The organism is Bariatricus sp. HCP28S3_A7 (genome assembly GCF_052066375.1).
Classification (GTDB): Bacteria; Bacillota; Clostridia; order Lachnospirales; family Lachnospiraceae; genus Allocoprococcus.
Map to the genome: position 1 here is coordinate 110,416 of NZ_JBQHSG010000007.1, position 21,232 is coordinate 131,647.

The following is a 21,232-nucleotide window of genomic DNA, read 5'->3' on the forward strand; positions in this document are numbered from 1 at the left end:
CGGGCCCGCCGCTTAACTTCCGCAATGCATCCCCTCCTGCGCTCCCGCTTTTCAACTTTAGTCCCTGGGGGGTAGGGGTTGTGTGGGGAAGGCTGAGGTTTGACGCGGCGGTGGTGTGGTGTGACGACTCTTCGAGCGTCACACCGGGGGAGGTTTTGTTTTTTGGTGGCGGCTCTTCGAGCGCACTTTGAGGTTGTGATTTTTGGGGGGCGGCTCTGGTGAGCGACTTATGAGTGTTTGTGATCGGGGGCGGCTCTGATGAGCGCCTCCCGGATGATTTTATATCAGCAGGTCATCGATTTTGGTGTAGTCTCCGATCTGGTAGCTTTCTATGGCGTTTCCTTTGACAATGTAGAGGCGGTCGTTTATGTAGATGCCTCGGGCGGTCATCCAGGAGTTGCCGTTGACTTCTTCTTGCATTTCGAGGTTGAAGCCGTTGGTTTTGTCGTATTGGAAAATGTAGTACATTTCCTGGTTGCCGTATGCGGAGAAGCCGATCATGTTTTTGTTGTGATCAATGAGGACTGCGCGGTAATCGTAGAAGACGTCGGAATAGTAGGACTCTTTCATTGTGTATTTGTGTATTTCTTTGACGTCTTTCGGATCGGAGATGTCGAACATGGATATTTTCATGCCGTTTGTCGTTCCGGATTCTTCGTCGGCGTCCATTCCGATTCCGAGGAGGAGGTTGTCACCGTAAAAGTGCAGGTATTCTGAAAATCCCGGGATTTTGAGGGTTCCTATGATTTCCGGATTTTCGGGATCGGAGAGGTCTACGCTGAAGAGGGGATCGGTCTGGCGGAAGGTCACGAAGTATCCGGTATCTCCCATGAATCTTGCGGAGTAAATGGTTTCTCCTTCGGCAAGATCTGTAATTTGTCCTATGATTTCCAACTTATTGTTTAAAACATAGACGGCATTCGTTGTCTCTGTTGCACCGTCAATCGTCGCAACAATACGTAGATTACCGTTATATTCGTCGATGCTGAAGGAATCATTCAAGTAACCGTTGATTTTGCCCTGAGCCTCGCCGGTGAGTACACCGTCTTTGTATGAAATTCTTCGGATCATAGTCTGATTTACATTTTCAAAAACAGTCCTTGCAAGTACGCTTGAACGTGTATTCTCATAAACATAGATGTTGTTTCCGCTCACATAGCATTCGCTGAATTCGGACAATACCGCTTTCTGATCCACGATTTTTCCCGGATCATCTGCTTTGACGGAGCAAACGACCAGATACTGGGTTGCCGCTTTTGCCGGAGGAAGATAAATATCTTGGTCGGCAATAAAGCTTCCATTCACCTGAGGCACGTAAGCAACTTTATCATTTTTTCCTCCATCCGTGTAAGCGTAGAAATTACTGAAGATATACAGATAGCCATCTACATACCTGGAACTATGATACCTTCCGCTCTGTTCCAGGCTCGCTTTCAGCTTGGGATTGCTTACATCAGAAATATCATACGTATCCAGATAGGCCTTTTCTGTATCGTAAAACGTCTCATCTGTGTCGATTATCACATCGTAAGTATTACCGAGTACAAAAAGCTGATTCCCGTCAACGTAGAACTCACTGATCTGCGTATTTTCTCTCGCTTTTATCGTTCCGGCAATTTTCATCTGTTCGTTCCGGGTATCAACGATCGCTATTTCCATGGCGTTGTCCTTCAGAGCGTAGAGATAGGTTCCGTCTGTCTTGACAATATCTGCTTCTCCGACTCCTTCTGTCCGCACATTCGTATCGGAGTATCCTTCTCCCGGCATCGCCCTGTCGGATTCCATACTGGCTGCACTGTCCGTACTGCTCGATTTCTCGACCGCACCATACCATGCGGCACCGTCACCGAAACCAGCATCATACCTTCCATTTTCTTCTCTTAAAGCTGTGTTATAACTCTCCAGATATTCATACACTTGATCGTAATCTTCCGCCGATGCGATCTCAGTATTGATCCGGAATTCTCCTTTACTGTTTTTTCTCGCACTTTCTCCTGATGTAACGATTCCCAAACCATTTTCAGATCCACTCAGGGAATGAACCACTGCTCCTGCCAGCAGAACCAGTGCCACGCTCGCTGCGGCAAGTCCATAAGTATAAGATCGTTTCCACCTCTTTACCTTCTTTTTCTCCAAAAGTTTTTGTATATTCTCCGGCTGCAGGCTTTCCGGAACTTCTATATCCTTCGTCGCATCGTTGATTTTATCAAGAATTTCTTTTTCCTGTCTTGTCATAATGCCTTCTCCCTTCGATTATTATTCTTATGCCTTCACGCAGTCTTTGTTGTCGGGCGGGCCGCATAATACGATTCTCATCTTTTCCAGCGCTCTCTTCCTCTTGGATCGCACCGTACTGGAATTCAGTTTATACATTTTTCCGATTTCTGCACTGTTATATCCGGCAAAAACGGAAAGTGCCACAATAAACTGCTCTTCTTCCGAGAGTATAAAAAAAGCTTTTCTCACGTCTTCTGTTATCTGATCGGTAAAATCTTCCGATGCATGTTCTTCCTCAATCGGCACTTCGGTACGTTCTTTTGCCTTTAATTTCTTTTTACATACATTGGCAAGAATTTGGAAAATCCACGAGCGAAATGCCTCTTCTTTCCGCAGCTTATGTACGTTTTCATATGCCAGAAGTACAGATTCGCTGACTGTATCTTCTGCATCATGTGAATTCTTCATCATACACAATGCAAAACGATACATATCTTTGTAAACTAATTTATATAATTCAGTGAATTGCTTCGCATCAATCACCGCTGCTCCCTCCTCCCTTGAAAGTCGACTTCTATTTATTAGAGTAAATAAAAGGGGCAAGTGTTGCAAGAAAAATAAATTTTTTCGAAAAAAGAAGCACCCCGATAAATGGAATGCTTCTCTCACTTTATATTTTAGTTGTATTACCCTCTATAGTAATTGATCAGACATCCTTTCAGGATGATCTCTCTTTCTACATCCGTCAGATCTCCTAACTTCAGTTCGATTTCTTTCAACTCATCACCGACAACATACGCCTTGATCACTGCTGCTTTCTCTTCGACAGCTTTTCTGACATCTGGTACGAAGATGTAATCGCCATTCTTGAAGGAAAGTGCGGTATGATCTTCTTCTGTGATAAACGGAAGCATACCCCAGTTGATCAGATTTGAGCGGTATCTCTTGGTAGCATATTCGTTGGCGATATTTGCCCAGCCACCAAGCACTTTCTGACAGGATGCCGCCTGTTCACGCGCGGAACCGTCTCCAGGTTTTACAGCAAAAATCGTACTTCCTACACCCAGATTTCCTCTGCCTGCCTCCGGGAATTTTACATTTACCTTCTCCATAACAGACTTCATTTCCGGAAGTACATCCAGCGGGCAGGTTCCTGCTTCAATCGCTTTCTGTGCCTTCTGAACTTCTTTTGCCCTTCCCACATAAGCCGGATCCTTTCTGGAAAGTGCAAATTCTGCAAGTCCAAGCGGATTAGAACGGTAAGAAGATGTCTCTCCGGATGGAATCAGTTCGTCTGTTGTCGTTACCGGATCGTGAATCTCAGAAACCACTTTGAGAAGCAGATTTTCCGGAAGAGCACTCATCGCCGGCCAGTCCTTGATATTCGGGCCGAATTTGATTTCCACAGACGGATCTGCAACGCCGTGACTGTCAAATACACGGTTTGCATAAATGTTTTTATCAAAATGATAGGTCGGATTCTTATATTCTACATCCATCGCGGTAGCCGGTGTCAGGAATCCTTTATTTGCTGCGGTTGCCGCAATGGAACGTGCATCCATCAGTGCTACGGATGCGATCTGTCCGCTCTGCAGCTTGCTTCCTTCACGGTTCGGGAAGTTTCTGGTAGAGTGTCGGATGGAGAATGCATTATTGGCAGGTGTATCTCCTGCGCCGAAACATGGTCCACAGAATGCGGTCTTCACGATCGTTCCTGCTTCCATCAGTGTCGCAACTGCTCCATTTTTCACAAGTTCCATGTAAATTGGTGTACTTGCAGGGTAAACACTGAATGTAAATTCATCAGAACCAATATATTTTCCTTTGATGATATCTGCTGCAGCGCAGATATTTTCAAAACCGCCGCCCGCGCATCCTGCAATAATACCCTGATCTACATAGAGCTTTCCGTCTACCACTTTGCTCTGCAGTGAATAATCCACTGCACCATCAAGACTTACAAGGGCTCTCTGTTCTACATCATGAAGCACGTCTGCAAGATTTGCATTGACCTCATCAATGGTATATACATTGGATGGATGGAACGGCATCGCGATCATCGGACGGATTTCGCTCAGATTCACATAAACCAGTCCGTCATAGTAGGTCACTGCTCCCGGGTTCAGTTCTTTGTATTCTCCGACTCTTCCATGAATATCGTAGAATTCTTTGATCTTCTCGTCGGTTCTCCAGATTGAGGACAGACAAGTGGTCTCTGTAGTCATGACATCGATTCCAATACGGAAATCTGCACTCAGTTTGCTAACTCCCGGTCCCACAAATTCCATCACTTTATTATTAACATAGCCATTTCCGAATGTCGCGCCGATGATTGCAAGTGCAACATCCTGCGGTCCTACGCCTTTGATTGGTTCCCCGTCAAGATAAATCGCCACAACACCCGGCATTTTGATATCATAGGTCTTATTCAGCAGCTGTTTTACCAGCTCCGGTCCGCCTTCGCCCATCGCCATCGTACCAAGCGCTCCGTAGCGGGTATGACTGTCTGAACCAAGAATCATCTTACCGCCGCCTGCAAGCATTTCCCTTGCATACTGATGGATGACGGCCTGATGAGGCGGAACGTAGACACCGCCGTATTTCTTTGCGCAGGTAAGGCCAAACATATGGTCATCTTCATTAATCGTTCCTCCAACCGCACACAGGCTGTTATGGCAGTTCGTCAGAACATACGGAATCGGGAATTTCTCAAGGCCGGAAGCACGCGCCGTCTGAATGATTCCGACAAATGTAATATCGTGGGAAGTCAGCTTGTCAAACTTAATCTGAAGCCGTTCCATATTTCTGGAAGTATTGTGTGCCTTCAGTATTCCATACGCCATGGTCTGCTGTGCAGCTTCCTGCTTCGTGATCTGAGTTCCTGTCTTACTTTTTACTGCCTCCAAAGCATCCGGTGCGTCCGGAATAATTTCCATACCATTTACAAGATACGCACCACCATCATACAATTTCACCATTGTCAACACTCCTTTTCTTTTATGCTGTATTTATCTGAACCTGTTATTCCTTTGAGCGGACAAATTTCACATGGTCAGCAACCATTAATGCAATTTTAAATGTAAGTGCATCTTCAAATACTCTGACATCCAGCCCTGTCTGTTTTTGAATCTTCTCCAGACGGTACACCAATGTATTGCGGTGTACGAAGAGCTGCCTTGCCGTCTCCGAAATATTCAGGTTATTTTCAAAAAATTTGTCTACGGTAGACAAGGTTTCTTCTTCAAACTGATCCACTGCTTTTCCAGCAAATACTTCCTCCAGAAACATGTCACAAAGTGACAGCGGAAGCTGATGGATCAGACGACCGATTCCCAGTTCCTTGTAGGCGAGAATATTTTTTTCCGGATAGAAAATCCTTCCGACATCCAATGCCATCTGCGCCTCTTTATAAGACTGGGAAACATCCTTCAGTTCCTCCACAATGGTACCGTAAGCCACTCGGACATTTACCATTGCTTCTGTATTGATCATATCGACCAGCATCTTCGCATTGTGCTGGATCTCTCTTGTGCTGTCTGTTTCATCCAGCGCCTTGATCAGGATTACATGTCCTTCATCGACCGCCGTTACATAATCACCGGTTCCCGAAGTATAGATGCCTTTCACCATCTCGAGGACGATGGTATCCTCCGGATTCTTTGGTTCGATCAGAATGACTACTCTGCGCTTTTCCACCGGAATGGACAATTTCTTTGCCTGATTGTAAATATCGACCAGAAGAAGATTATCCAGAATCAGATTCTGCATGAAACGGTTCTTATCCATCCGCTCCTTGTTCATGCGGATCAAGCCTTCCAGCTGACTCACACAGAGTTTTCCACTGACCCTTCCGTTCAGTTTGTCTTCATGCTCGATCACAAAAATATAGATCGGCTCCAGTTCATCACAAACCGGGAAGACCGCAATCTCATCTGTCACAAGTTCTGCCGTACAGCCCACCTCCTGAACCTCCGAGATAAACGCTTCTACTGCGTGCTGGATCCAGCCCTTCTTTGCTCCGACTGCGGCCAGCATGGCCGCTTCCATATTCCAAATGGAACAACTACATTCCACAATATCCCCGATTTCATGAATCGTTCTCTGTAAAATCTGATTCGATAACACTTTATTTTCCTCCTAATACTCTCCGACAATCGCCGCTTTAATCAGATTCGTTTTTCCTGGGTGCCCTACCGGAACACCGGCAGTCAGGATCGCCACATCTCCTTCCTGTACAAATCCCTCTCGTTCAGCTGCTTCTGTCGCATGAAGGAATAAAATCTCCATGCTGTACTCTTCTTTGATCAAAATCGGTGAAATACCCCAAGACAGATTTAATTTCCGGCAGGTACGCATATCGGAAGTACATCCCACGATCGGACATCCCGGTCGAAATCTGGACACCATTCTCGCAGTATGGCCGGACTTGGTCACGGTAATGATGGCCTTGGCGTCCATATCAATGGCCGTCATACAGGTTGCATGGGAAATCGCCGTCGTCATATCTTTCTTTTCTTCTTTTTTCCGGACACTGAACAGTTCATTATATGGGATGTCACTTTCGGTTCGCACAGCGATACGAACCATTGTTTTCAGTGCCTCCACCGGATATTTTCCCGCTGCAGTTTCTCCGGACAGCATGATTGCGCTGGTTCCCTGGTAAATCGCATTTGCCACGTCCGTCGTCTCCGCACGAGTTGGACGTGGATTTTTTATCATGGAATCCAGCATCTGAGTTGCCGTGATAACCTGTTTCCCCGCATTGTAAACTTTGGCAATGATTTCCTTCTGGATGACAGGAACGTCTTCCAGCGGGATTTCTACACCCATGTCACCTCTGGCAATCATGATTCCATCGGCAGCTTCGATGATTCGATCGATATTATTCACGCCCTGCTGGTTCTCGATCTTTGCAATGATTCCGATATCAGCTCCACCGTTCTCATATAAAATCTTACGAATCTCCGCCACATCTTCTGCTGTACGTGTAAAAGAAGCTGCAATGAAATCAAATCCTTCTCGAATTCCAAAAAGAATATCTTCTTTATCCTTCGGGCTGATAAACGGCATATTCACATCCACTCCCGGAAGGTTCACGCCTTTACGGTCTGAAACCATTCCCCCGTTTTTTACAACACAGTGGATTTCTTTTCCTTCAATACTTACGACTTCCAGACCGATCAGACCATCGTCGATCAGCACACTGTCTCCCGGCTTTAAGTCTTTATATAAATCTTCGTAGGTTACGGATACCTTTTCGTTTGTTCCTTCAATGTCTTCCGATGTCAGTGTAAATTCCTGTCCTTCGACCAGTTCAACCTTTCCTTCTTTAAAAGTACGAATCCGGATCTCCGGTCCCTTCGTATCCAGAAGAGCGGCAACCGGTCTTCCGAGCCGTTCCCGGATCTCCTGAAGTTTGATCAGACGCTCCTTCTGTTCCCGATGACTTCCGTGAGAAAAGTTAAATCTGGCAACATCCATCCCTTCCTGAATCAGTGTCTCCAGTACCCCTTCTTTATCGGTTGATGGTCCTAAAGTACAAATGATTTTCGTTTTGCGCATCCTGTTCCTCCTACTGTTATTCTTCTCTTGCCCTGCTTTTCCATATGCTATGTGGACGTGTCATAGCCTTTAAGTCACATATTATCTATTACACCACTTATCGTAACATGATTTTAATTCACACACAACTGCGTCTTTTGCACAAAAATCTATGCATTCTATAAGTCTTCTTTGAGATACGGCGCCGTTACAGATTTTTCACTTGTTACAAGTTCTTCCGGCGTACCTGCAAACAACAGATTTCCTCCTTCATTTCCTCCGCCCGGCCCCAGCTCGATCAGATAATCACATCCTTTTATGACTTCCAGATTATGTTCGATCAGGAAAAGGGAGTTCCCGGCATCCACCATTTCATCAAACAATTCCAGAATGTTACAAATGTCTTCCATGTGCAGTCCGTCGGTAGGCTCGTCCAGAATAAAAATCTTTCCACTGCTGTTCAGATACGATGCTAGCTTCAGCCGCTGAAGTTCTCCACCGGATAATGTGGACAGGGACTGATTCAGATGAAGATAGGAGAGTCCCACCCTCGTCAGCGGATGCAGCATTTTTGCCACCTCTGTTCCGGCAAACCATTCTTCTGCTTTACTTACAGTAAAATCCATGACTTGGGCAATGTTATATCCGTCTACCTCATATTCCAGCACCTCTTTGGAATATCGGAGACCACCGCATGCTTCACATACTGTTTCGATGGAATCCATAAAAGCCATATCCGAGACGACCACTCCTTTTCCTTTGCATACCGGACATTTCCCTTTTCCATTAAACGAGAAAAGTCCGGCACTGACGCCACATTTTCCGGCAAAAATCTTCCGGATTTCATCTGCCGCTCCAAGGTATGTTGCAGGAGTGGACCGCAGACTGATTCCAATGTTTTTCTGACTGATATAAATCGGTTTTTCAGGGCATGTCTCTGCAAAATGTTCCATCAGTGAGCTCTTTCCTGATCCGGCAACTCCTGCGATCACAGTCATCACGCCCAACGGTATTTTTACGGAAATATCCTTTAGATTATGGTATGTCACATTTTGAAGTTCATACCAGGTCTTTGGTATTCTGACACATGTTTTCAAACCACTTTTCCTGCGAAGCATTTCCCCTGTCCGGGTATTGCTTTTCACAAGTTCCGCATAGCTTCCCTGAAACAGGATATTTCCTCCGGACGCACCTGCCCCGGGGCCAATGTCAACGATATGATCCGCTGCCCGGATCATTTCCTTATGGTGCTCCACCATCAGAACGGTATTGCCTGCATCCCGTAACTTTTCCACCGCCCGCAGAAGCCGGTCGATATCATGACTGTGGAGGCCTACGCTCGGTTCATCCAGAATATACAGCAGATCCGTAAGAGATGAATTCATGTATTTGGCAATCTTGCATCGCTGTGCTTCTCCACCTGACAGGGTTCCGAGTCCCCTCGCCAGTGTCAGATAATCAAGTCCAATATCAATTAGCGCCTGTATTCTGGCAGAAAGTGTTCGCTTAATATCCTCCGCCAACGGTGACTCTATTTCATTCAACCATACGCTCAGTTCTTTAAGCGGCATCGCAGTCACTTCGGCAATATTTTTCCCGTTTATCCGGCATGAAAGCACCTTCGGATTCAGGCGGGTACCTCCGCAATCCGGACATACTCCGCGGTGCGTCATGGGACCCAGGATCTGTTTGTGCAGTTTTCCTTCCTCTGAATTCAGAACACTGCGGTACATTCTGTGAACCAGGCCTTCATACTTTGCCGTCTTCGGCCATCCTTCCGGTGGGTTTTTCAAACGAATCTGCGGCGAATACAGAAACAGTTCCAATTCTTCTTCCGAATAATCTTTTATCTTTTTATTCAGGTCAAACAGCCCACTGTTGGCATATCGGATCCATCGCCACTGTCCCGGCTCAAATGCGACATAATTAATCACTCCGGGATCATTCAGACATTTATCAAAATCGACCAGCTTGTGTACATCCAGTTCCGTAATCTCACCGATTCCATCGCAGCGCGGACAGCTTCCCTGCGGATGATTGAATGAAAATGTATCCGAATAGCCGACAAACGGTTCTCCCACTCTTGAAAAAAGAAGTCTCAAAAGTGTATAAGTGTCTGTATACGTTCCGACTGTAGAGCGCATATTAGGTGCCGGTTTTTTCTGATCGATCACGATCGCGACCGGAAGATTATCGATTCGTTCCACATGCGGCCGCCCGTATTTGGGCAGATAATTCTGGACAAATCCCGGGAATGTATCATTCAACTCCCGTCTGGACTGGGCTGCGATCGTATCCAATACCAAAGAAGATTTCCCTGAACCTGAAACACCGGTGAACACCGTCATCTTATATTTCGGGATATCTATCGAAATATGTTTCAAATTATTTTCATAGGCATTCAATACTTGAATAAATTCTCTGTTCATTTGCAAATTTCAGCTTAACCTTTCCTTTTTTTGATCTTTGACAATATATTTTCTCAAACTATATTCACAATATCATTCATGTTTTGTATGGTCAATGTTCTTTCCAACATTTTTCTTCTGCCGACAAAACCAGTCTTGCGTCCGATCAATACATGCACATTCGCGCGAAAAAACATTTGCACACAAAAAGAGGAACGGCCTTGTTCCTCAATGTCATCTGCTTGACAGCGTGGTGTGAAAGCCGTTCCTTTTTTTCTGTTGTATTTTAGTTTCTTTTTAGGCTAAAGACTACTTATTATTCTTCAGCCACTCAGTTGCACAGTGGGCCAGGCAGGCTGATCCGATCGGAAGCACGTCTTCATTAAACAACACCTTCGGATTGTGAGCGGAAACTGCTCCTCTTTCATCCAGAAATCCTGCGGATATATACATAAATACGCTCGGGATCTGCTCTGCAACTACAGCGAAATCCTCTGAAGCGCTGGCGGTAATTCCCGGATAACCCATAAGTCCGGGGATTGGCAGCTCATTCATGTAGCCTACCATTTCCTTTGTCAGCGCAGCATCGCTGATCAGCGGGCCGACTCCGCCGGTCATAACTACTTCTGCTGTACCGCCGTAAACTTCTGCCGTACGTTCACTCACTTCTTTCATACGTTTCAGCAGCAGATTACGTGCATCCGGACTATTGGTACGGATCGTGCCACTGAGCACCGCGCTCTCCGGGATAATGTTCGGTGCGGAACCAGCCTGGAACTGTCCGATCGTCAAAACACAGGCATCATTCGGATTGCACTCACGCGCAATCAGTTCCTGAAGCGCAAGGTGCACATGCACACCGATGTTGATCGGGTCAATAGACATATGTGGATATGCTCCGTGTGAACCGCGTCCCTTGATATGAATCTCAAATCCGTCCATGGAGAACATAATAGCCTTACCACTGTCATTATACATATAAGTTCCCATCGGAATCTTTCCAGGACCGACATGATAAGCCATCGCGATATCCGGTTTCGGATTCTCCAGAATTCCGTTCTCAACCATGTTGTTTGCTCCCGTGAAATTCTCCTCTCCCGGCTGGAACATGAATTTAACAGTTCCTTCCAGAGCGTCCTCATTCTCTTTTAACAATCTTGCTGCAGTAAGAAGCATTGCCGCATGAAGATCGTGTCCACAACAATGTCCTTCTGTTCCCGTAGGACAGGCAAATGGGAGCCCGCTGTCTTCCGGCATCGGAAGCGCATCCATATCAGCTCGAAGCAAAATCACTTTACCGCCTTTTCCAAGCGTAGCGGTAACACCTTCTCCGCATTCTTTCGGATCAAGGCCATATTCCGTCAGTTTCTTCAACACATACGCTTTTGCCTTCGGCATATGCAACCCCACTTCTGCATTGGTATGAATATAACGACGGTCCGCTATAGTCTCCTCCTTCAATTCCAGTGCACGTTCATAATAATTCATAAACATTCCTCCTTTGTGTCAGCGTTTTGATTTTGCTCCCCCGGCAAAACTTTTGCTAAAAAGAACTATAGCACGAATATGTAAAAACTACAAGAGTCACCCGCCCCAGTCACCCTTGAATTTCCCCTTAAAAGCTGTTATGATATGGCATATAGCTCATTTTCACACAGCCAAACAGGAGGGATATCTTTGTCCGAATATACACCAACTTCCAAAACGGAAACAGAAGAAACGATTATGAATCCAGACCCGGTAGCGGAAGCACCAGATCCTGAGATCAGAGCGGAAAAAGAAATGGAACCAGTCTCAGAGGAAGAACCGCCGAAACGGCTTTTTTCTCCATTCCGCTCGAAGAAATCTGATTTTTCACGAGATGAGTGGATTCTTTCTCATATTGATAATTCTCAGCTTATGGAATATCTCAAGTTAGAGCAAAAACGGTTTGAACAGCTTCAGGAAGCAAAAGAACGAAAAGAGAAGCGGTTATTTACAGCCTTTAAGCTTTCCGTCTCTCTGGCTGCAATCGTTGCGGTCATTTATTTATTGAAGGATGTGCCTACCATCCTTGTCAATATTTTATACATAGCCGGTATTCTTGCAGCGTTCTGGTTCTGGAAGAATCCGAAAGATAAGAATGAGAAATAGCACTATTTTATATTAGAAAAGGCTGTATGCAAACCACGGATAGACCATCTGTTTTACATACAGCTTTTTATCATTTTTCATCTTAAGATAAGATTAACGTAACTGTTCAGAGCCAACCTCGAAAACACTTCGTGTTTCCTCAGTGTGGCGTATCCGCCAAATAGATTTGTACAAAAAAGTGCTCACGAATGCAAGCATTCAACACCCTTTTTTGACAAATCTGCTTGGCTCTGAACAGTTACAGATTAACAATTCTCCCCAATCATAATCCGGATGATTTCTTCATTTGTTTCTTTCATGCCTTGTTTTCCAAGTCTTCCGACGTTCTGAAGGGTCGCTTCAACACCATTTGTAACGATTCCGTCTCCTCCGACAAATTCCTGTCCGTGTACATACATTTGATATCCGAAAATTCCTGCTTCAACAGCGGATGCAATCTTCGCAGCACAGGATGCCTTTGCTCCGTCGCAGACGATCCCGGAAACAATTGCCAATGCGTTTACTACTGTATGAATAATTTCTTCGTATCCACCGCCGCACAAATATGCGATACCTGCACCTGCTCCGGCTCCTGCACTGACTGCTCCACAGTATGCGGAAAGCCGCCCGATCGGTGTCTTCTGGTGAATTGCCGTCAGATTAGAGAGCACCAACGCACGGTACATTTTCTCCTTTCCTGACTGTGTTCCTTCTGCATATACAATAACCGGTACAGATGCCGTGATTCCCTGATTGCCGCTTCCGGAATTGATAATAACCGGAAGTTCACATCCATTCATACGGGCATCGGAACCTGCCGCTGCCATTGCCTTCGCTTTTACCATAAGATTGTCTTGCCCAATATCCAGCAGGACAGAACCAATATTTGCTCCGTAATTTCCCCGGATTCCTTCTTTTGCAATTGCCATGTTATATTCAATCTGGCGGTCAAGGATCCCTTTCACATCTTCAATTTCCACTGTTTCGGCAAAATCAAAAATATCTTTCATATTCAACAAGCTTCTGTCTGTAAGTCCCTCTTCGCTTTCGTCATCCACTGGTACTTCTTTTAAAACCTCACCATTTTTCTCAATAAGAACAATATTCGTATGATAGTTTGCAATTCTTACTTTTGCATATTCTTTCCCTTTATACAGCGTCACAATAATTTCAAATGTAAGTCCGTTGTCGATATGCTCGATTTTGATTTCTACATTTTCCAGATATTCTTTCATCCGGGCTATTTCTTCCGCTGTTACTTCTGCAATTACCTCAAGTTCTTTTTCCGGCTTTCCCGCAATAATTCCCGCCACAGCAGCTGCCGGAATTCCTTTGAGGTGATCCGTATTCGGTACGATTACAGATTTGACATTTTTAATAATACTGCCACTTGCTCCGATTACTACTCTGTCCGGTAATTCTCCCAGAACTTTGCGAGCAGTCGCTGCTGCATAAGCCAGTGCAATAGGTTCCGTACATCCCATCGCCGGAACAAGTTCTTCTCTCAGAATATTCACATAGGCTCCGTATTTCTCATCGTTTTTGTACATTTCTTTTTCTCCTTTTCTTCTTGCCTCCAGGTATCGCTATCCCTATTTTTCCTCTCGCATTTTTGTCCACTCTTTCTCCCCAGAAAGAGCTTGCTGTTCTCGTAATCTCAGTGTATCATGGAATTATCACAAATGTAAAATTTAATGTTTTTATAATATCGTTAAATACTTTTTATATTATAATCAGGAGGAACCGGTATGGAATTCCGCGAAATATCAACGTTTTTGCAAGTAGCAAAGTTTAAAAGCTTTTCCCGCGCCGCCGAGCAGCTTGGCTATACTCAGGCTGCCGTCACAATTCAGATTAAAAATCTGGAAAATGAACTCGGAGTTCATCTTTTTGATCGAATCGGAAAACAGACGCTTCTTACACATCAGGGACGTATTTTTTATAATTACGCCTCTAATATCACAAGGGAAATCTCTCAGGCTAAAGATGCTCTATCGAATCCGGATGAGCTGACAGGAAAGCTCTGCCTGGGGACCATAGAATCGGTCTGCGCGTCTGTTTTCCCCGTCCTTTTGCGTGAATATCATCGTCGTTATCCCAAAGTAAATATAAAAATTGTCACAGATTCTCCCGAAATCCTTCTTCATATGATGGATAAGAATACATTGGACATCGTCTATTTTTTGGATAAACCTGTGTATAACACAAAATGGGTAAAAGTACTGGAAAAACCGGAAGAGGTTTTTTTCGTATCTTCTTCTGAGAATCCGCTTTCGAAGCGCAGAGAACTGAATCTGGACGAGGTGATCTGTCAACCATTTATTTCCACAGAAAAGGATGCCAGTTATCGTCTTCTGCTTGAAGAATCACTTGCTGAAAAAGGGTATGAACTTCACCCATTTCTCGAAACAGGAAATACAGAATTTATCATCAATCAGCTTCGCCACAATCTGGGAGTATCATTTCTGCCCGGATTTATCGTAAAAAAAGATCTGGATGAAGGTCGTCTGAGCAGGCTGGATGTCCGTGATTTTCATCTGCAAGTCTGCCGCCAGATCGTCTATCATAAAGACAAATGGGTAACCCGTGAAATGAAGGCCTTTTTAGAACTGGCGCAGGATTTTTTATGAATTGTGCACAAATCATTCATTACAAGAAGTGCTTTCATTGCCATTATTCCCCATCTATGATAAAATGAATATCAATACAATTCGCAAAAACAGGTAAAGAAAATTTACTGTTTTCGCAACTAAAGGAGGAGAAAATATGAGTAAAGAAACAAAAGAGAGAAAAAGTCATTTCAAAAGAAAACCCACGTTTACAGAATCTATCATTCCTATTATTGCGATGTTGATCATCCTGACCATCGGCAAAGGAATCTATGGATTCAATACTGAACCACTTCTTATCATGGTTGCCTGCGTCGCTGCATTCATCGCATTCCGTGTAGGTGTTACCTGGGATGAAATGCTGGATGAAATTTGTAACAAAATTGCCAAAGGTATGCCTGCCATATTAATTTTGGTCTGCGTAGGCGCGTTAGTCGGTACCTGGATGGCTGCCGGAACTATTCCGCTTATGATTTATTATGGTGTTCAGATTGTAAGTCCAAAATTCTTGTTGGTAACTGCATTCTTAATCACAGCAGTAGTTTCTATCGTTACAGGTACATCCTGGGGATCTGTTGCAACAATGGGTGTCGCTCTGATGGGTATCGCAAGTACACTTGGTGTTTCACTTCCGGCAACAGCAGGTGCAGTTATTGCCGGTTCCTATTTCGGAGATAAGATGTCACCGCTTTCTGACACAACGAATCTGGCTCCTATCGCAGCCGGAAGCGAATTATATGAACATATCGGACATATGTTTTACACCACCATTCCTGCTACGATCGTATCTCTGGTCGTATATGCTATTGCCGGAATGAATGCAAATGTTTCTGCCGGAGCGAATTCAGAGGCAGTAACAACGATGTTGGCACAGTTGGATCAGATGTATAACTGGAATCTCCTGCTTCTTCTGCCGGTAGTACTTATCCTTGCCGGTTCTCTTTTGAAAAAGCCAACCCTTCCGGTCATGCTCCTTTCTACTGTTGTTGCCGGAATTGAAGCATTTATCTTCCAGGGACAGCCTCTGAAGAATATTTTTGCTTCGACTGTAAATGGATTCAATGTAACGATGATAACCAAATCCGGATTCGACTCTGCAACCGCTTCTGCCGAAATCACAAAGCTGCTTAACCGTGGCGGTATGAATGGTATTATGAGTACGACACTTCTGGTATTCTGCGCATTCTGCTTCGCAGGTATTATGAGCCGGGCAGGATGTCTGGATGTTGTTCTTCAGAAAATCCTGAGCGTCGCAAAGAGTACCGGTGCACTGATCGCAGCCACCGTAGGTTCTTGTATTGTTATGGCACTTACAACCGGTAATTCCTACTTGTCCATTTTAATCCCTGGTGAAATGTTCCGTGATGCATACAAAGAACGTGGTCTTGCAGCAAAGAATCTTTCCCGAACACTGGAAGATGCCGGAACCGTATTTGTACCACTGGTTCCATGGTCTGCAGCAGGCGCATATATGGCGGGAACACTGGGAGTTGAAACATTATCCTACCTGCCATGGGCAATTCTCTGTTATACAGGATTCATTTTTGCACTGATTTGGGGATTCACCGGATTCGGTATTGCTAAACTTGATAACACAAAGGCTGGGAAGTAATAAAGGAGTAAAACAAACATGATCAAATTATTTAAGAATGCTCAGGTATACGCACCAACTCCACTTGGTAAGAAAGATTTATTAATCGTAGATGAGAAAATTTGTCGAATTGCCGAAAAAATCACGGGATACGAAGGACTTCCTGATGTAGAGACATTTGATCTGGAAGGAAAAATTCTGACACCGGGATACATTGATCTTCATGTTCATATTACAGGCGGAGGTGGAGAACAGGGCCCGGCTTCACGTGTTCCAGAATCACAGCTTAGTGTATTTACGACAAATGGTATTACTACCGTAGTCGGACTTCTTGGTACCGATGGTATTACCCGAAGTATTGAAAATCTGGTTGCAAAGGCCAGAGCACTGAACGATGAAGGTATCACTGCCTACACTCTTACAAGTGCATATGGCTATCCGCCGACAACGCTGACCGGAAGTGTCGAAAAGGATATTATGATGATTCCTCCTATGGTTGGTGTTAAGGTTGCTGTATCAGACCACCGCAGTTCCAACCCGACTGGAGAAGATCTTATTGCTCTTGCGACCGCTGCCCGAAGAGCCGGACTTTTGAGCAACACCGCCGGAATTGTGACTATGCACATGGGAAGTGGCAAAGGACGTCTGGAGCCTATTTTCTACGTACTGGATCACTCCGACGTTTCTCCTAAAAACTTGCTTCCGACCCATATGCTCCGCACACCGGAATTGATTGATGATGGTGCCGAACTGGTGCGCCGAGGTGGATATATGGATTGTACTGCAGGGTGTACACCAGACGAAATGGAACAGAATGCGGCACTCATTCTGGAACTCCTCGGACGTGAAGGTGTAAGTGCCGACCACGTAACGATGTCCAGCGATGCTTTTGGAAGTCAGCCTAGATTTAATGAACGCGGGGAATGTATCGGACTTACCTATGCCTCTCCAAAATATCTGCACCAGACAATCCAGAGTCTCGTACGCAGAGGGCTGCCTTTGGAGGAAGCACTGAAACTTCTTACCACTACTCCGGCAAATGTTCTGGGACAGAAAGAGAAAAAAGGATGTGTCATGGAAGGGGCTGACGCCGATCTTCTTGTTCTCGGAGATCATCTCGCTATCGAAAGCGTTTTTGCAAGAGGCAAAACAGCCGTGTGGAACGGTGAAATTCTGATGAAAGGCAGATTTGAATAAAATGAAAGATTTAGCTTATTATAACGGGGAAATCGCAGCGATCGAGGAGATGCGAATCCCCATCAACGACAGAGCCTGCTATTTTGGTGATGGAGTTTATGAAGCAACCATGGTAAATAACCATAAAATCTTTGCTTTAAGCGAACATTTGGAAAGACTTTACAACAGTGCCAGACTGGTTCGTATCTCTATTCCTTATACCAAAGCAGAAATGGCAGAAATTCTAAATGAATTAGTCCGGAAAGTGGACTCTCCGGAGCAAATGCTTTACTGGCAGGTTACACGCGGAACAGCTCCTCGCAACCACATCTTTCCAAAGGCTGATGTGAAAGCGAACTTATGGGTTACCATTAAGCCGATGAAGCTCAAAGATCAAGAACACAAACTACATTTGACTGAAACGGAAGATACTCGTTTTCTTCATTGTAATATTAAAACGTTAAATCTGATGGTCAATTGTATTGCAGCTCAAAAAGCTGAAGAAGCAGGTTGCGATGAATGTGTGTTCCACCGGGGAGATATCGTTACTGAATGTGCGCACAGCAACATCAGTATAATAAAAGACGGAGTACTTATTACACACCCCACGGACCATTATATTTTACCGGGAATTACCCGAAAACATATCATTGAGATTTGTAAGGCAAATAACATCCCCGTTGATGAAACTTCTTTTACTATGCAGCAGCTATTTGAAGCTGATGAAGTACTTGTATCCAGTTCAACAAAGCTTTGTGTAAGTGCAGAAAGTCTGAACGGAACTCCTGTCGGCGGAAAAGCTCCCGAACTGGTCGCACTCATACAGAAATGTTATCTGGATAAATATATAAGTGAAACAACATAATTTCAAAAGAAAGAGGTGTTTATTATACTACACGAGGTAAAATTCAAATCCTTCAATGAACGCGATGAGGTCTATGGCTGGATCTATGTTCCGGCTGCCAAACCAAAGGGAATTGTCCAGGTAATTCATGGTTTTGGCGAGCATTCAAGAAGATATCTGCATATGATCGTCAAGTTTCTGGATGCCGGCTATATAGTAGCTGCCGACGATCATGTAGGACACGGAAAAACGGCTTTGGAAAATGATACCTGGGGCGACTGGGGTGACAAGGGTGTCCACACGATGATGGAGGATGAACACACACTGAAAGAACTGGTTTGTGAGAAATACCCGAACCTGCCTTATTTCCTGTTCGGACACAGTATGGGCTCTTTCATCGCAAGAGACTACATCGCCAAATACGGAGACGATCTTGCAGGTGTAACCATTTGCGGAACCACCGGTATTTTCCGCGGTGCTTCCGAAGCCCAGACCGGGCTTGAAAAAATTGTAGCCGAAGGAAATGGAAAAGGCTGTAACCCCGAATTTGTTGGTTCACTTCTGGGATGGATGTGCGAAAGATGCGGCGAAGTCAGCATCGGAAATGAATGGATCTGTGCTGATCCGTATGTACAGCATGATCATGCGGAAGATCCGTTTGATGCCTTTACCAAACCGACAAATAACCAGTCTCTGCTGTACTTCACCCAGATGATGGATGTGATCACCGGAACCGAATGGGCAGAAAAAGTACCGACTGCACTCCCGATCTACAATATCGCCGGAGATCAGGATCCTGTCGGCGAATACGGTCAGGGAGTCTGTGAAGTTTCGAACTGGCTGGTCAAAACCGGACATCAGGTTAAGACAAAGCTCTATTCCGGATACCGTCATGAGATCCATAACTATGCGGATATAAAAGACGAGGTTGAAGCAGGAATCATTGCATTTATGGATGGAGTTTTGGCCGAGTAAAAATCCGGGCGGAAGATTCAATCTTCCGCCCGTTTTTCATCTTGATAACATACACTAATCTAGAACAGCCCCGTAATCTTTCCGGTCTCATCCACATCAATTCTTACTGCTGCCGGAACTTTCGGAAGCCCCGGCATTGTCATGATCTCACCGGTAAGAGCAACAATAAATCCTGCACCTGCAGAAATCTTCAGGTTACGAACCGTAACTTCAAAATCCGTCGGAGCGCCAAGTTTCGTCGGATCATCTGTCAGACTGTACTGTGTCTTAGCCACACAGATCGGGCAGTTTCCAAAGCCGAGAGCTTCCAGCTCTTTCGCCTGTTTCTGTGCCTGGGCCGTCAGTACGACACGCTTGCCGCCATAAATCTTCTGAACAATCTGATTTAATTTATCTTCAATACTTCCCTCAAGTTCATAAGAATAAGAGAAATCATTCGGTTCTTCTGCGAGACGAATCACTTCTTCTGCAAGCTTCACGCCGCCTTCGCCGCCTTTCGCCCATACTTCAGAAAGTGCAACATTTACGCCAAGCTCTTTACATTTTGCTTCAACCAGATCCAGTTCAGCCTTTGTATCGGTCGGGAATGCATTGATCGCAACAACACACGGGAGCTTATAAACATTTTTAATATTACTTACATGCTTCAGCAGGTTCGGAAGCCCTTTTTCCAGCGCCTCCAGATTTTCGTTATTGAGATCTGCTTTTGCTACACCGCCGTTGTATTTCAAAGCACGAACAGTTGCTACAATGACAACTGCATTTGGCTTGATTCCTGCCATACGGCATTTGATATCAAGGAATTTCTCTGCTCCGAGATCCGCACCAAATCCGGCTTCTGTGATTGCATAATCAGCCAGCTTCATTGCCATTCTTGTAGCAGTTACAGAGTTACATCCGTGAGCAATATTTGCAAATGGTCCGCCGTGTACAATGGCCGGAACTTTCTCAAGTGTCTGTACCAAGTTCGGTTTCAAAGCATCCTTAAGCAGTGCAGCCATAGCTCCCTCTGCATGAAGATCGCCTGCTGTTACCGGCTTCTGGTCTGCGATCTTTCCGTATGTGTATCCGATGATGATACGAGATAGACGTTCTTTTAAATCTGTAATATCCTTTGCGAGACAAAGAACTGCCATGATCTCAGATGCAACGGTAATGTCGTATCCGTCTTCACGAGGAGTTCCGTTCGGTTTTCCGCCAAGTCCGTCTACCACATAGCGAAGCTGACGGTCGTTCATGTCCACGCAGCGTTTCCAGGTAATCTTTCTCGGATCAATATTCAATTCATTTCCCTGGTAAATATGATTATCGATCATTGCTGCAAGAAGGTTATTCGCTGCGCCGATTGCATGGAAATCTCCTGTGAAATGAAGGTTGATGTCCTCCATCGGAACAACCTGCGCGTATCCGCCGCCGGCTGCCCCGCCTTTTACTCCAAATACAGGTCCAAGGGATGGCTCACGAAGTGCGACCATAACATTCTTGCCAAGCTTCTGCATACCATCAGCAAGTCCGATCGTAGTCGTAGTTTTTCCTTCTCCGGCCGGAGTCGGGTTGATTGCGGTAACAAGGATCAGTTTTCCATCCTTTTTATCGCTTTCTTTTAACAGATTGTAATCAATTTTTGCTTTGTATTTTCCGTACTGCTCTAAATACTTGTCATCAATGCCTGCCTTTGCTGCAATTTCAGTAATCGGTGACATCTGACATTCCTGTGCGATTTCAATATCTGATTTGAATCCCATGTTTTTCTCCCTTC

Annotated in this window: 15 protein-coding genes; 6 read left to right on the top strand and 9 right to left on the bottom strand. The window is 44.9% G+C overall.

Features of this window, described 5'->3' with window-relative positions; genetic code table 11:
* Positions 1 to 279: 279 nt before the first annotated feature.
* The 7 genes from ACTNA4_RS07035 to ACTNA4_RS07065 form a co-directional block, all read right to left on the bottom strand.
* Positions 280 to 2,235, bottom strand: coding sequence for a beta-propeller domain-containing protein (locus ACTNA4_RS07035; RefSeq protein WP_441029292.1), 1,956 nt, complete (start codon positions 2,233 to 2,235; stop codon positions 280 to 282).
* Positions 2,236 to 2,262: 27 nt separating this feature from the next.
* Positions 2,263 to 2,709, bottom strand: coding sequence for an RNA polymerase sigma factor (locus tag ACTNA4_RS07040; protein WP_441025009.1), 447 nt, complete (start codon positions 2,707 to 2,709; stop codon positions 2,263 to 2,265).
* Between the two features lie 194 nt (positions 2,710 to 2,903).
* On the bottom strand, positions 2,904 to 5,195 hold the full coding sequence (locus tag ACTNA4_RS07045; protein ID WP_441029294.1) for a hydratase: 2,292 nt from the start codon (positions 5,193 to 5,195) through the stop codon (positions 2,904 to 2,906).
* 43 nt (positions 5,196 to 5,238) lie between these two features.
* The gene (locus tag ACTNA4_RS07050; RefSeq protein WP_427805970.1) at positions 5,239 to 6,342 is read right to left on the bottom strand and encodes a PucR family transcriptional regulator; all 1,104 of its coding nucleotides are present in this window, start codon (positions 6,340 to 6,342) and stop codon (positions 5,239 to 5,241) included.
* A gap of 12 nt (positions 6,343 to 6,354) precedes the next feature.
* A complete protein-coding gene (gene pyk, locus ACTNA4_RS07055) occupies positions 6,355 to 7,779 on the bottom strand; it encodes a pyruvate kinase (protein WP_441029296.1) in 1,425 nt (474 codons plus the stop codon).
* Between the two features lie 158 nt (positions 7,780 to 7,937).
* Positions 7,938 to 10,187, bottom strand: a complete 2,250-nt coding sequence (locus ACTNA4_RS07060; protein WP_441029298.1) for an ATP-binding cassette domain-containing protein — start codon at positions 10,185 to 10,187, stop codon at positions 7,938 to 7,940.
* A gap of 288 nt (positions 10,188 to 10,475) precedes the next feature.
* The gene (locus ACTNA4_RS07065) at positions 10,476 to 11,654 is read right to left on the bottom strand and encodes a M20 family metallopeptidase (protein WP_441029300.1); all 1,179 of its coding nucleotides are present in this window, start codon (positions 11,652 to 11,654) and stop codon (positions 10,476 to 10,478) included.
* Between the two features lie 189 nt (positions 11,655 to 11,843).
* Between ACTNA4_RS07065 and ACTNA4_RS07070 the strand changes: the two genes are divergently transcribed.
* On the top strand, positions 11,844 to 12,299 hold the full coding sequence (locus ACTNA4_RS07070) for a hypothetical protein (protein WP_427820577.1): 456 nt from the start codon (positions 11,844 to 11,846) through the stop codon (positions 12,297 to 12,299).
* 245 nt (positions 12,300 to 12,544) lie between these two features.
* Here the strand turns inward: ACTNA4_RS07070 and ACTNA4_RS07075 are convergent, their stop codons facing one another.
* On the bottom strand, positions 12,545 to 13,828 hold the full coding sequence (locus tag ACTNA4_RS07075) for a serine dehydratase subunit alpha family protein (protein WP_427820576.1): 1,284 nt from the start codon (positions 13,826 to 13,828) through the stop codon (positions 12,545 to 12,547).
* Positions 13,829 to 14,026: 198 nt separating this feature from the next.
* Here ACTNA4_RS07075 and ACTNA4_RS07080 point away from each other — a divergent pair, with 198 nt between their 5' ends.
* The 5 genes from ACTNA4_RS07080 to ACTNA4_RS07100 all read left to right on the top strand — a co-directional run bounded on the left by ACTNA4_RS07080 (position 14,027) and on the right by ACTNA4_RS07100 (position 19,473).
* Positions 14,027 to 14,908 (top strand): LysR family transcriptional regulator, encoded by an 882-nt coding sequence (locus ACTNA4_RS07080; RefSeq protein ID WP_427820575.1) that lies wholly within the window; start codon positions 14,027 to 14,029, stop codon positions 14,906 to 14,908.
* Positions 14,909 to 15,044: 136 nt separating this feature from the next.
* Positions 15,045 to 16,499, top strand: coding sequence for a Na+/H+ antiporter NhaC (gene nhaC / locus ACTNA4_RS07085; protein ID WP_427820574.1), 1,455 nt, complete (start codon positions 15,045 to 15,047; stop codon positions 16,497 to 16,499).
* A gap of 18 nt (positions 16,500 to 16,517) precedes the next feature.
* On the top strand, positions 16,518 to 17,675 hold the full coding sequence (iadA, locus tag ACTNA4_RS07090) for a beta-aspartyl-peptidase (protein WP_441029303.1): 1,158 nt from the start codon (positions 16,518 to 16,520) through the stop codon (positions 17,673 to 17,675).
* A 1-nt stretch (position 17,676) separates the two neighbouring features.
* The gene (locus ACTNA4_RS07095) at positions 17,677 to 18,519 is read left to right on the top strand and encodes a D-amino acid aminotransferase (RefSeq protein ID WP_427820572.1); all 843 of its coding nucleotides are present in this window, start codon (positions 17,677 to 17,679) and stop codon (positions 18,517 to 18,519) included.
* 24 nt (positions 18,520 to 18,543) lie between these two features.
* The gene (locus ACTNA4_RS07100) at positions 18,544 to 19,473 is read left to right on the top strand and encodes an alpha/beta fold hydrolase (RefSeq protein WP_441029332.1); all 930 of its coding nucleotides are present in this window, start codon (positions 18,544 to 18,546) and stop codon (positions 19,471 to 19,473) included.
* 59 nt (positions 19,474 to 19,532) lie between these two features.
* Here ACTNA4_RS07100 and ACTNA4_RS07105 read toward each other — a convergent pair whose 3' ends face one another.
* Positions 19,533 to 21,218 (bottom strand): formate--tetrahydrofolate ligase, encoded by a 1,686-nt coding sequence (locus ACTNA4_RS07105; protein WP_427805978.1) that lies wholly within the window; start codon positions 21,216 to 21,218, stop codon positions 19,533 to 19,535.
* Between the last annotated feature and the right edge of the window lie 14 nt (positions 21,219 to 21,232).

Coding starts and splice junctions, on each gene's coding strand:
- ACTNA4_RS07035 (WP_441029292.1), bottom strand. CDS start 2,235: ATGACAAGACAGGAAAAAGAAATTCTTGATAAAATCAACGATGCGACG.
- ACTNA4_RS07040 (WP_441025009.1), bottom strand. CDS start 2,709: ATGTATCGTTTTGCATTGTGTATGATGAAGAATTCACATGATGCAGAA.
- ACTNA4_RS07045 (WP_441029294.1), bottom strand. CDS start 5,195: ATGGTGAAATTGTATGATGGTGGTGCGTATCTTGTAAATGGTATGGAA.
- pyk (WP_441029296.1), bottom strand. CDS start 7,779: ATGCGCAAAACGAAAATCATTTGTACTTTAGGACCATCAACCGATAAA.
- ACTNA4_RS07060 (WP_441029298.1), bottom strand. CDS start 10,187: ATGAACAGAGAATTTATTCAAGTATTGAATGCCTATGAAAATAATTTG.
- ACTNA4_RS07065 (WP_441029300.1), bottom strand. CDS start 11,654: ATGAATTATTATGAACGTGCACTGGAATTGAAGGAGGAGACTATAGCG.
- ACTNA4_RS07075 (WP_427820576.1), bottom strand. CDS start 13,828: ATGTACAAAAACGATGAGAAATACGGAGCCTATGTGAATATTCTGAGA.
- ACTNA4_RS07080 (WP_427820575.1), top strand. CDS start 14,027: ATGGAATTCCGCGAAATATCAACGTTTTTGCAAGTAGCAAAGTTTAAA.
- nhaC (WP_427820574.1), top strand. CDS start 15,045: ATGAGTAAAGAAACAAAAGAGAGAAAAAGTCATTTCAAAAGAAAACCC.
- iadA (WP_441029303.1), top strand. CDS start 16,518: ATGATCAAATTATTTAAGAATGCTCAGGTATACGCACCAACTCCACTT.
- ACTNA4_RS07095 (WP_427820572.1), top strand. CDS start 17,677: ATGAAAGATTTAGCTTATTATAACGGGGAAATCGCAGCGATCGAGGAG.
- ACTNA4_RS07105 (WP_427805978.1), bottom strand. CDS start 21,218: ATGGGATTCAAATCAGATATTGAAATCGCACAGGAATGTCAGATGTCA.